Genomic DNA, 11,507 nt, shown 5'->3' with positions numbered 1-11,507 from the left:
CCTACCCTATTTCTTCACGTTTACTACCTCTCCATCGGCACGTCCCCTCACTCTGCAAAAATGTTCTCGGAAATGGTCCTATCGTGGAAAAAAGTACCACTCCACATTGGATTATCGTCCGATGATTCACCAATTTGTAGAGCAGACATCCTGAATTCTAAAAAACAGGAATATAGTACCATATATTCGAGATCGTATTCCGTAAGTCTCAGAATCACATAACAATTGTCCTATTCACATTTGGATTGACTTAATTATTGTATACGTCATATACTGTTTATATAATATACAATAATTAAGATGGGAAAGGAGCCAACTTGATGAATGCAATCGAAGTGGACCGTTTGTACAAAAGCTTTGGCAATCAGACGATACTCAATGGCGTAGATTTGGTTGTCCCTGCAGGCACGGTATTTGCGTTGCTTGGCCCCAATGGCGCAGGTAAAACAACCCTCATTCGCATCCTCTCCACACTGACTGCGCCGGATGCAGGAACCGTACGGGTCGCTGGATACGATGTGGTCGCCGAGAAAAACGAGGTCAAGCGCTCGATCAGTCTCACCGGACAATTCACTGCCGTCGATGAGGTGCTGACCGGAGAGGAAAATTTGGTGATGATGGGCCGTCTCTCCGGGCTTTCCGCGAGAGCAGCCCGTTTGCGGGCGATGGAGCTCTTGGAACAGTTCGACTTGACGGCTGCGGCCCGTAAACGGGTAAAAACCTACTCCGGCGGTATACGTCGCCGCCTGGATCTGGCCATCAGCCTCATCGTAAGCCGCCCGGTCCTGTTCCTCGACGAACCTACGACAGGACTGGATACGCAAAGCCGCCGCGTGTTATGGGATGGTATCACGGAATTGGCCCAGCAAGGCCATACCATATTTTTGACAACGCAATATTTAGAAGAAGCCGATCAGTTAGCTGATACGGTGGCCGTTCTCAAGGACGGACACATTGTGGCGACCGGCACCGCGGAAGAGCTGAAGGGGCAAGTTCACAGTGATCGGGTTGAAATTAGAGATGCCGAAGACCAACTGGTCTCCCGGGTGCCGACCGATGGGACTGTTGAGGATCTGCTTAGAATATTAAGCACATTGCACGCACAGGTGCCGTCGAATGCGAGAGTTACGATTCAACGCCCAACGATGGATGATGTGTATATTGCCCTGACTTCCGGTGAGAAGGAGGTATCGGCATGATCAAAGCCCAACTTTCCGCACGGCAGCCCTCGGTATGGACCACCAATGCGGTATTTGTCGGCCGCGGTATTCGCCACAGTCTAAGAGATGTGGACACCATGGTCATGGCGATCCTGCTGCCAGTAATGTTGATGCTGCTGTTCACCTATGTTTTTGGCGGGGCCCTGGACCCTACCGGCAATTATGTCGATTATGTGGTCCCCGGAATTATCCTCCTTTGCGCCGGGTTTGGTGCCTCAGGGACCGCAGTGAAAGTTGCAGAGGACGTTACCAACGGGGTGATCGACCGCTTCCGGACGATGCCGATTCAAAGCCTGGGCGTAATTACCGGCCATGTCGCCGCCAGCCTCATTCGGAACCTCGTCGCCACGGCAATCGTCATCGGTGTAGCCTTACTGGTCGGCTTCCGCCCATCCGCTAGCTTTGGAGCGTGGCTCGGAGCGGCCGGCGTGATTATTTTATTTATTCTGGCGATCACCTGGTTGTTTGCTGCGATTGGGCTGGTTGCCGGCAGCGCTTCTGCTGCCAGCGGGTATGGATTCATTTTGCTGTTCCTGCCTTACTTGTCCAGCGCCTTCGTCCCAACTCAATCCATGCCGAAGTGGCTTCAAGGCTTCGCCACCCATCAACCCATCACGCCGGCCAATGAAACAATCCGCGCATTGCTGACCGGCGGGCCAATCGAAAACCATGCTCTGTGGGCAGTTACATGGTGCCTGTTTCTCATCGCCGGAGCCTTCATCTGGTGTCGAGTCGTGTTTCATCACCGTTCAGTACAACGCTAACAACTAAGTCATAAAAAAACAGGGAATCGAATCGCTTCGATTACCCTGTTTTTGCGTGTTACACCTGTCCCTTTGGTTTTGGAGCGAGGTTCAAATAATGCTCCACTCCATCTAGAATCCGTTCCAGCCCAAATTCGATGTCGTTGCCAATGTCGCTCTCGGCTTCATTTTCGCTGGTGTATTCCCCCGACATCACAAGCGGATGCAGATACGGAAAACGCTCCGGGGTCACGAGTTCCTTCAACGCCGCACTGTAGCTGAATCCGCTGAACTCGTCCAGACTGGTGCCTGAACTTAAGGCCCGGTCCATGTCCCGTTGCAAAATTCCACATGCCCGCGCATAGCTGCTTAGCAGCAAGATGATCGACATTTTCGCGTAACCGCTGATCGGAAACTTCTGCATTCCTTGCAAAGCCCAATCCACAATCCGCAAGCTGTTAGGGGTAATCGGAGCACCGTAAATCGGAAGGTCAGCAAACCAAGGATGGTCCTTATAGACCTGTACCGTACTCCAAACGAATGTGCGCATCATCCCCCGCCAGTCGTCCGGATCCGGGGACTCTGGAAGAGAAATGTCACAAACCGCCTCCTGCATTAACAACAGCAAATCGTCTTTGCTTGGGATATACCGATACAACGACATAGCCGTATACCCTAATGCCCCGGCAACCCGACTCATGGACACGGCAGCGAGTCCGTCTTTATCCGCAAGCGCCACCGCTGTATTAACAATCTCCGGAATGCTAAGCTCCCGTTTCGGCCCGCGTGTGGGTTCCGGAATTAATCCCCACGTTAAGGCTACCCCGTGTGGAAGACCTTTGGTATAGGTTCGCTCGTCCGCTTTATTTTCTTTTCTGTTCATGTCTAACGTCTCCTATATCTGCGAGAAGTTCATGGCCTAAACCGCTTATCCTATAAGCAATATACCATAAACTCCAGAGCATCAGCCATGAACACGTACGTTAAACCTCGGCTTCCATTCGTCCGGGCGCGGTTAACGAGAACTCATCCTGCGTTTGGAAACTTAATTGTCCGACGCCAGCCACAGTAAGTTCAACGGGGTAGAAACGTGCCGGGATACCATTGGAGAAAAACCACTCCCGCTGCTCCCTCACCACGATCAACAGCCCGTGTTCGTCGCCAATCGGAGTAAACGCAGGATCGTCCTCCTGAAAGTTCGTAAGCCCCGCCGCATTCAGCCGATGAACGAGCGGGAGGACCTCGGAGGTCACGATGCCGATTTCACTGACGCCCATAATATCTTCAATCGAGAAGTCATGGCTAAGCTCACTGGGCAAATTGTGCCGGGCGATTAATTCCAAGATATTGCCGGACGGATCTTTAAAGTACACCGCATGGGCATTCCAAGCAGTGAAAAACACTTCGTCCTTCCCCTGTTCTTCGATCAGCGGGACCCGCGCAGCCAACCACTGCTTCGCTTCCGCGAACTTATTTTCCGGTATATTCAGTGCAAAATGATAATATGGAGATTCATTCACCTCAGCGGAACGGAACGTAACCAGCGTCGCGCCCGCCTGAATCGTGAAATGCTCCAGACCGTGCTCAACTAAGGCGAACCCCAGCGTTTCGGTATAGAAGACTTCCGTCTCCTGAAGCTGCCCAGACCATAACGTCATGTGCGTAAATTTCATGTCCCTCATCCCCTTATTTCGGTTGGGCGATGAACATCGCTTCTGCCGCTTACCGCATTAAGCCAAGTTCTCCAGGTATTCGCGGACTTGTCCCGGCGTCTTGGCAAATTTGCTGTGCAGATGGGCGATCTTCTCCCCATTTTTATACACGAGCAAGCTTGGAATCCCCCGCACCTCGTTAGCCTCAGCCAGCGGCTGGAATTCCTCTGCATCCATCGCGTAGAACTCTTTGTCCGGATGCTCCTGAATGATATCCCCGATAAACCGATCAAGGTTCTTGCAATCCGGGCACCAGGTCGTATCAAATTTGATCACCGTATATTGGTCTCTTTGAATTAGTTGCTCGAATTGCGATTCCGATTGGACACGTTCCATCCGGATCCACTCCTTTAATTGTAGTTTTGATAGTTTAATTTTGAAGATTTGTTTACATTGATTATAGCGCATCCATATAAAGAAGCCAGTATCTTCATCAAGGTTTCATCTTCGCGGATTCATGGTACAATCTTTGGTAAAAATAACGCGAAAGGACTTAAGCTGCATCATGCTCCTCGCCATCCTCTTGTTCATTGTCGCCGGACTCGCTGAAATCGGCGGAGGTTATTTAGTTTGGCTGTGGTTGCGCGAATCCAAACCGCTATGGTACGGAATCGTCGGCAGCCTAATTTTGATCGTATACGGCCTGATTCCGACACTGCAGAAATTTCCGAACTTTGGCCGTGTGTATGCAGCCTATGGCGGCGTATTTATTGCGCTCGCAGTGTTATGGGGCTGGTGGGTGGACAAGAAAACCCCCGACCTCTACGATTGGCTTGGCGCTGCAGTTTGCCTGATCGGCGTCTCCATTATCCTCTGGGCACCACGACATTAGAAAGGACATCGTTATGAACGTATCTTCCATTTCGGCAGCCATCGCGCCGCTTGATTTAAGAAGCTGCTTAATTCACACGCAAGGCCAGATGGTGCTTGAATATTATCGCAACGATCAAATTGCGGACGAGCTCGCCAAAATTAATTCTTGCACGAAAAGCTTTCTCTCCGCCCTGCTCTGCATTGCCTGGGATCAGGGTCTCCTGCCATCTCCCGACACACCGATTCTCCGCTTCTTTCCGCAGTTGGAGGAAGATCCGGATGAGCGAAAACGTGAGATTACATTGCGTCATCTGCTCACGATGACGGCTGGGTGGAATTGGACGGAGTTTGGCGGACATAACTCGTTCCCACGCATGACCCGGTCGCCCAATTGGGTTCAGTTTGCGCTGGAGCAGCCGATGGCGGACCGCCCCGGGGACCGGATGGAATACAACTCCGGAGCGTCTCAGCTGTTATCGGCGATCCTTGTCCAAGTCACCGGCATCCCGGTGGCGCAATTTGCCGAGGAGCATCTGTTTGGCCCGCTGGGCATTGAGACGTATCGTTGGCAGCAAGACCCGCAGGGCATTCATACCGGTGGATTTGGGATGTGGCTCCGTCCGACGGACATGTTGAAATTCGGTTTACTTTACTTGCAGGGCGGCAGATGGGAAGGCCGGCAGGTGATCCAGGCAGAACGAGTAGCGGAATCCGTAAAGCCTGCGATCGATGTCGAATCCCCTTGGCGCGGCTGTTATGCTTGGCATTGGTGGGTGGACGTTTATGGAGAGGACGGGCATCCGAAATTTGATTTTTTCTATGCTCGTGGATACGGTGGGCAGTTCATATATGTCATTCCCAGCTTGGAGACGGTGGTTGTGCTGACCCAAGATCAACGGAAGCAGAAACGGCCGCCAACAGAAATGTTCCGCTTATGTATTGCACCTTATTTAGTGTAAAAAAAGAACCGGTATTGCACGAAGACGATGGGCTTGGAACTCGATGGGCTTGCATGGATTCCGATTCAAGAAGAAGGCTGGCAATGGGAGCTCGGCCTGAAATGGCGAAAAGACCGTTACGTCTCACCGGCGGCTAGACGGTTTATCGAATACGTCAAAAGTCTGAGCGAGGAGAAGCAAAACTAGTGACATGAACAAGCCCATTCCACCATTGGAATGGGCTTGTTTTTCGATTAGACGCGGGTCAAGATGCCATCTGCACGCTAACTTATTATCCTTTCAACGATCCTGCCAATGCACCAGCAATAAAGTATCGCTGCAAGAACACAAAAATCACGATCATCGGAAGCGCCGCAACAACAACTCCAGTCATTAACAACGGATAATGGGTGACATACTCGCCTTTAAATTGAAGCAAAGCTAACGGCAAGGTCAGCTTATCTTTTTCCACAAGCAGCAGCATCGGGAATAACAGATCATTCCAAACGATCACAAATAAAAAGGCTGCAGTGGTTGCTAAGTAAGGAGCACATAACGGCACAACGATTTGCGTAAACAGCCTGAGTTCACTTGCACCGTCAATCTCCCCCGCTTCCATTAATTCTTTGGGCAATGTATTCACAAAACCCGACAGGATAAAGACGCTTAGCGGCAGCAAGATCGTCAAGCTGACCATAATCAGCCCGAAGTGGCTATTCGTCAGCGACCACTCCCGAAGCAACGCATAGATCGGGATCATATTCACCTGCGACGGAATCATCAAACCGATGGCGAACAGCGCAAATAATAGCTTCCCGACTTTGCTCTTTCCATACCTCATGATCGCATACGCCATACTGCTTGCCAGCAGCAATTCTGCCGCTACCGTAACGAAAGTAATCAACGTGCTATTCCAAAAATAACGCCACATCATTTGCTTGGCAAACAAGCTGCGCACATTATCCAAGGAGAATTGGTCCGGCCACGAAAGCGGGTTGGCATAAAACTCGGGATTCGTTTTTAAGGTCGTGATCACCACGATCAATAGAGGAGCCAGAATGACTCCAGCAAAACCAACAAGCATCACTTTTCCAACGATACGGAGCATTCTATCCCCCCTTAATAACTAACGCGATCTGTGCGCAGCAGCTTAAATTGGACAAAAGTAATCACTGCGACCAGGATCATAAAGTAGACCGAAGCCGTAGCCGCTTTACCAAACGTGTAGTTAAGAAAGGCAGAGCTATAAATATACGTAGATAAAATCTCCGTGGAGTAGTTAGGCCCTCCACCGGTCATCGTAAACACGAGATCAAACGCCTTAAAGGATTGGATTGTCGTATAGGACACCACCAAAGCTGCCGCCGGGGCAAGCAACGGCCAAATGATGCGAAAAAACAATCGAATCTGAGACGCTCCATCCAAAATGGCAGCTTCCTTCAATTCCTTAGGGATCGATAAAAGCCCGGCGATAAATAATACCGCCATCTGCCCAATATGAGCCCACGCTTGCACCGCAGCGATCGAAAAGATCGCGATTTTCGGATCGCCAAGCCAGTTTTGAGCCACGCCTCCTAACCCGATATTTTGCAACATTAAATTGACAGCACCCAAATTGGAATCATAAATAAATGTCCAAATAAACCCTACGGATACCGATGACAATATCGTCGGCAAGAAAAATAACGCGCGCAAGAAAACATTCCACTTAGTTGTTTTGTAAATCTGCAACGCTAAGAGCAAGGAGACAACGGTTTGCACAAGAACCACGGTCAACATAAACTTCACATTATTGCCCATAGCTTTGCGAAAGATGATATCTTCACCGACCTTCTGGTAGTTTTGCAAGCCGACAAACTGATAGGACGGTGATAAGCCGTCCCAATTCGTTAAAGAATAGTAGAGTGCGGAGATCGTCGGGTATAAAAACAACACCGCATATAAAGACAACCCAGGTAAAACAAACGGAAGCAATCGCAGATGTTTTCTCATGCTACTCCCCGATCTGCTGTTCCACGATCGCTTGCGCATCCGCCGCGGCTTTTTCCGCTGATTCCCCGCTTAGTACCGCCTGGATGGAATTGGTAACTGCCTTTTGAACTTCGGCGTTGGAGATCGTAAACCGCGGCTGGAAGCGGGTCCGCTTCTTCGTCCATTCGCTCACGATTTGGAGTTCTTCCGAAGTGTATTCCACATCTTTGACGGTGACGTTCTGACCTGTACCATTCGCATATTCCCCGGCGATATCTGGACGACTCAAAAATTCAATAAACAGCTTCGCTTCTTCAGGGTGCTTCGATTTACTATTGACCGCCAGCATAAATGTGGTGGTATGAATCCCTTCATAAACCGCCTGATCCGCAGATACGGTAATCGGGGCTAACAGACCTTGCTTTAGATTAGGGTTGCTCGCTTTATTCGAGGCAAGATGGTAAGAGCCGGTTGCCAGAATCGCGGCCTGCTCCTGCACGAACAAAGCGATGGAAGAATCCTGTTTCGCGCCGACGGCGTCCTTCTGAAAATACCCTCGATCATTCAGTTCCTTAAATTGCGACAAAGTGGTCACCCACCATCCATCAGTGAGCTTCGCTTCCCCGGCCTCCAACTTCACAAAAATCTCCTCATCCGGCGCATTATTCATCACCATGGAGTTCATGAGTTGCCCAGGCCCAATGTCCGCTCCTGGAAAAGCAATCGGCGTTAGGCCAGCCTGCTTAAACACCTCCATAGCTTCCAAGAAGCTGTTCCAATCCCGGGGAATATCCACGTGATACTTCTCAAACAGCGAAATATTGTAAACCGGAATATTATAGACCAACTGATACGGTAACGCATATTGTTTCCCATCCAATTGTCCAGCAGCGATTAAGTTCGGCTCGAAATGGTCCAGCCAGCTTTCAGTAGACAGATCCGTAAAGAGCCCTGCCTTGGCGATCGCTTGAAACTGCGCTCCTGGAAATACGGTGAATACATCCCCGACGGAGCCGTCGGCGATTTTAGCTTGAGCGGTCGATTGATATTGATCCGACGGGAACACCTGAGTCTCAACCTGGATGTTCGGATTTTCTTGTTTAAACTTGTCTATGATGCGGTCCAGCACTTCCACATCTTCGCCGCGCCAATGAATAAAGCTCAGTTTCACCTTCTCTTGTTGATCTCCGCCGCTGTTGGCATGACTTGACTGAGTCGTGTTTTGACTGCTCTGGCTACTGTCGCTGCCGCATGCCGATACGAGCAGCACCAGCGTAAGAATGATGATGTATCCGCTCCATTTTCTCATATCCGATCCTCCTAATCCTGCTTAACCAAGCCGCGCTCAGCCATTTTTTGCTTTAATACCGGCATCAGTAAGCGCCCTGAAATCTCCGCTTCCTCCAAATGAGGATAACCGGACAAAATAAACGAAGTCACACCAAGATCCACGAACTCAAATATCCGGTCTGCAATCTGCTCCGCTGTACCAACAAAAGCGACGGCACCGCCTCCGCGGATCGCTGACAATCCCGCCCACATATTTGGCGCAATCACATAATCGTCCTGAATCGATTGATGATACAGATCCATTTGCCGGTTTTGACCTACGGCATCGGTTTTCGCATGCAGCTTTTCTCTGGACTGAATGAGCTCTGGATCGGCTTTGCTTAATAGCTTCCAGGCCGCAGCCCAGGCTTCTTCCTCTGTTTCTCGGACAACTACTTGAGCACGCATGCCATACCTTAATGTGCGTTTGATCCCCTGCTCTCTCTCAAGTTCTTGCAGATAGTCTTTCATTTCTTCGATTTGCGATCGAATCCATTGAAGGGGCTCAGCCCACATTAAATAGACATCCGCGGTCAAAGCTGCCGTCTTCTTGCCGGCAACCGAGCTTCCTCCAAAATAGATGGGAGGATGAGGCTGCTGCAAGACAGGGGGCTGACAGGAGCCGCCTTCAATAAGATAATGCTTGCCCTCAAAGTTAAACCCTCCATCCTTCGCATCCCCTGCTTCCCATACCCCCTTGACTACCTTCACAAATTCCAGTGTCCGTTCGTACCGTGCATCATGCTGGTCATACAACGGATCGCCGCAAGCCTTCAAGTCCTGTGGATAATGACCGGTCACAACGTTGAACATCGTTCTACCGCCGGTCATTTGGTCCAATGTGGCTGCATTGCGGGCTGCAAGAACTGGTGTGATTAGGCCTGGACGCAAGGCAACTAAACTCTTAAGCTTCGAAGTATGAGCAGCGATCCAGCTCCCAACGACAAAACCATCCCAGCAATCGCCCCCGGTTGGGATCAGGACAAACTCATAGCCCGCATGTTCCGCTGCCTTGGCAATCTCTGTCAGATACTCCGGAGAAGCCGGCCGTTGCGGAGGAATCCCTACATATTCGCCATCTCCGGTGGTAGGCAGGAACCATCCGAATTCCACATGCTGCTGTTCTGACATGACTTCGCCTCCATGTGAAAAATAAATAATTATTTTCCTATGTTTTTACTAGGTTTAATATGATATAAGTTAGAGTACACAAAGTTGTCACAAGTGTCTATGTCCTTTTGTTGCAGATTGATTTGTCTCTTTGTGGGGGAGTACCAGGCTTAAGGGGAGTGAGTGCAGTGGAATTGGTAAAGGGGATTCAACTTGAACATTGGAACGAACATGAGCATGAGTGGCTGGCGATTTATCCGCTTCAGCCCACCGATTTCGAGAAGCAGCATGGGATTTGGCCACTTCGCATCGGGGCGAATCTCGCCAAGCCTCACTATCACATCGGACCACGTGTTACCCATAATTATTATTTGTTGTGCGTATTGGAAGGAACGGGCACTTTTATCCAACAGAAGAAGCAGTATCACCTTCAGCCTAATGATATCTTCTGCCTGTTTCCTCAAGTGATACATGAATATTATTGCGATCCTCAGCAACCCATCAAGAAGCTGATCTTGGCCTTTGACGGTAAACAAGCGCTGGCGACATTGGCGCGGCTAGGGCTGACACCGGAGCATCCGCATATGCCCAATCGCGTGGTGGATCGAACCATTTCGGCTTTTCTCAACTTAATTCATCAACACCAGCAGGCGCTCGCGCGCCTGCACGGGATGTATGCCATCTTTCAATCGTTGGAACTACCAACCCCGCTGGTTCTGCAGCAAGATCTAACTCTGGACTGGCTTGATAAAGGAAAGCAGCTCATCGAGCACCATTTTTCGGAACTAATTACCATTGAGGAGATCGCCACTTCGGTTGGCATCGAGCGAACGCATTTTTCCAAAATGTTTCGCAAGACCTATGGCACTTCTCCCGTTAATTACCTGCTCCAACTCAGAATGCAGGAGGCTCAGCTGCTCTTGCAGCATACCAATTACACTATTGCCGAAATCGCTAGAGCTGTAGGTTACCAAGACATTTCTTCCTTCTCAAAAGCGTTTAAGAAGCGATTAGGGATATCTCCAATCGAATATCGTATGAATGGGAAAAAGGAGCAAACGAGCTAATTCTCTTACTCACGAATCAGCGGCGCGAACTTCCCCTTGACCTGGGCCGCCAGCTGATAAGGCGTCAGCTCCATCTGCAAACCAATCCGACCTGCCGATACAAGCATCGTTTCCAGTTGTTCGGCCGTTCTGTCGATAAAGGTGGGGAACTGCTTCTTCATACCGATCGGAGAGCAGCCGCCGCGGACATAGCCCGTGTATTGCTGCAAATCCTTTAGCGGCAGCATCTCGATCTTTTTGACCCCGGCGGCCTTGGCTGCCTTCTTCAGGTCCAGCTCCTCCGCAACCGGAACAATAAATACAAATAACGATGAGCCTTGGCGGGCCACCAACGTTTTGTAAGCTTGTTCGACGGGCTTGCCGATCTTCTCCGCCACCGCGGTTCCATGAATTTGTCCGTCCTCGGCATCGTATGCAAAGATGTGATATGGGGTTTTCGATTTGTCCAGCATACGCATGGCATTGGTTTTGACTTCGGCCATGGTTTCCACTCCTCTAATCTTCCTGGGTCCTGTATTCAATTATCGTAGCATTTTTGCAGGAAGCAGGACAGGCCGGAAACGGATGAAGTTGTTTTTTCCTATGCCGTTACGGGCGGCTTCGG

The 11,507-nt window shown here is 50.2% G+C and carries 14 protein-coding genes; 6 read left to right on the top strand and 8 right to left on the bottom strand.

Going from position 1 to position 11,507, the window contains the following annotated elements:
- Positions 1–320 precede the first annotated feature (320 nt).
- Together C812_RS06975 and C812_RS06970 are read left to right on the top strand one after the other, a co-directional pair.
- The gene (locus C812_RS06975; protein ID WP_016311959.1) at positions 321–1,199 is read left to right on the top strand and encodes an ATP-binding cassette domain-containing protein; all 879 of its coding nucleotides are present in this window, start codon (positions 321–323) and stop codon (positions 1,197–1,199) included.
- Entirely contained in the window at positions 1,196–1,984 is a 789-nt protein-coding gene (locus tag C812_RS06970; RefSeq protein WP_016311958.1) for an ABC transporter permease, read from the top strand. Before C812_RS06975 ends, C812_RS06970 begins: the two co-directional genes overlap by 4 nt.
- Before the next feature lie 58 nt (positions 1,985–2,042).
- Here the strand turns inward: C812_RS06970 and C812_RS06965 are convergent, their stop codons facing one another.
- The 3 genes from C812_RS06965 to C812_RS06955 form a co-directional block, all read right to left on the bottom strand.
- A complete protein-coding gene (locus C812_RS06965; RefSeq protein ID WP_016311957.1) occupies positions 2,043–2,846 on the bottom strand; it encodes a TetR/AcrR family transcriptional regulator in 804 nt (267 codons plus the stop codon).
- Between the two features lie 100 nt (positions 2,847–2,946).
- Positions 2,947–3,636: a VOC family protein gene (locus C812_RS06960; RefSeq protein WP_016311956.1), complete on the bottom strand. Its 690-nt coding sequence runs from the start codon at positions 3,634–3,636 to the stop codon at positions 2,947–2,949.
- Positions 3,637–3,693: 57 nt separating this feature from the next.
- Entirely contained in the window at positions 3,694–4,011 is a 318-nt protein-coding gene (locus tag C812_RS06955; RefSeq protein ID WP_016311955.1) for a thioredoxin family protein, read from the bottom strand.
- A 169-nt stretch (positions 4,012–4,180) separates the two neighbouring features.
- Between C812_RS06955 and C812_RS06950 the strand changes: the two genes are divergently transcribed.
- From C812_RS06950 to C812_RS22220, 3 genes are read left to right on the top strand one after another with little or no spacing between them, the layout of a single operon-like run.
- Positions 4,181–4,507 carry a YnfA family protein gene (locus C812_RS06950; RefSeq protein WP_016311954.1) on the top strand — a complete coding sequence of 109 codons (327 nt, stop codon included), beginning with the start codon at positions 4,181–4,183 and terminating at the stop codon, positions 4,505–4,507.
- Positions 4,508–4,520: 13 nt separating this feature from the next.
- Positions 4,521–5,447 carry a serine hydrolase domain-containing protein gene (locus C812_RS06945; protein WP_016311953.1) on the top strand — a complete coding sequence of 309 codons (927 nt, stop codon included), beginning with the start codon at positions 4,521–4,523 and terminating at the stop codon, positions 5,445–5,447.
- 27 nt (positions 5,448–5,474) lie between these two features.
- Positions 5,475–5,633, top strand: coding sequence for a LysR substrate-binding domain-containing protein (locus tag C812_RS22220; protein WP_127575501.1), 159 nt, complete (start codon positions 5,475–5,477; stop codon positions 5,631–5,633).
- An 85-nt stretch (positions 5,634–5,718) separates the two neighbouring features.
- Here the strand turns inward: C812_RS22220 and C812_RS06940 are convergent, their stop codons facing one another.
- From C812_RS06940 to C812_RS06925, 4 genes are read right to left on the bottom strand one after another with little or no spacing between them, the layout of a single operon-like run.
- Positions 5,719–6,534 (bottom strand): carbohydrate ABC transporter permease, encoded by an 816-nt coding sequence (locus tag C812_RS06940; protein WP_016311952.1) that lies wholly within the window; start codon positions 6,532–6,534, stop codon positions 5,719–5,721.
- 11 nt (positions 6,535–6,545) lie between these two features.
- Positions 6,546–7,418: a carbohydrate ABC transporter permease gene (locus C812_RS06935; protein WP_016311951.1), complete on the bottom strand. Its 873-nt coding sequence runs from the start codon at positions 7,416–7,418 to the stop codon at positions 6,546–6,548.
- A gap of 1 nt (position 7,419) precedes the next feature.
- Positions 7,420–8,706 (bottom strand): ABC transporter substrate-binding protein, encoded by a 1,287-nt coding sequence (locus tag C812_RS06930; protein WP_016311950.1) that lies wholly within the window; start codon positions 8,704–8,706, stop codon positions 7,420–7,422.
- Between the two features lie 11 nt (positions 8,707–8,717).
- Positions 8,718–9,857: an LLM class flavin-dependent oxidoreductase gene (locus C812_RS06925; RefSeq protein WP_016311949.1), complete on the bottom strand. Its 1,140-nt coding sequence runs from the start codon at positions 9,855–9,857 to the stop codon at positions 8,718–8,720.
- Between the two features lie 167 nt (positions 9,858–10,024).
- On the opposite strand from C812_RS06925, the gene C812_RS06920 reads away from it, so the two are divergent.
- Positions 10,025–10,903 (top strand): helix-turn-helix transcriptional regulator, encoded by an 879-nt coding sequence (locus tag C812_RS06920; RefSeq protein ID WP_016311948.1) that lies wholly within the window; start codon positions 10,025–10,027, stop codon positions 10,901–10,903.
- A gap of 5 nt (positions 10,904–10,908) precedes the next feature.
- Here C812_RS06920 and ybaK read toward each other — a convergent pair whose 3' ends face one another.
- On the bottom strand, positions 10,909–11,385 hold the full coding sequence (ybaK, locus tag C812_RS06915; protein WP_016311947.1) for a Cys-tRNA(Pro) deacylase: 477 nt from the start codon (positions 11,383–11,385) through the stop codon (positions 10,909–10,911).
- Positions 11,386–11,507 lie beyond the last annotated feature (122 nt).

Source organism: Paenibacillus barengoltzii G22, from assembly GCF_000403375.2.
Lineage (GTDB): Bacteria > Bacillota > Bacilli > Paenibacillales > Paenibacillaceae > Fontibacillus > Fontibacillus barengoltzii.
Note: the sequence above shows the minus strand (reverse complement) of the source record. Positions and strands in the feature narration are given on the sequence as shown.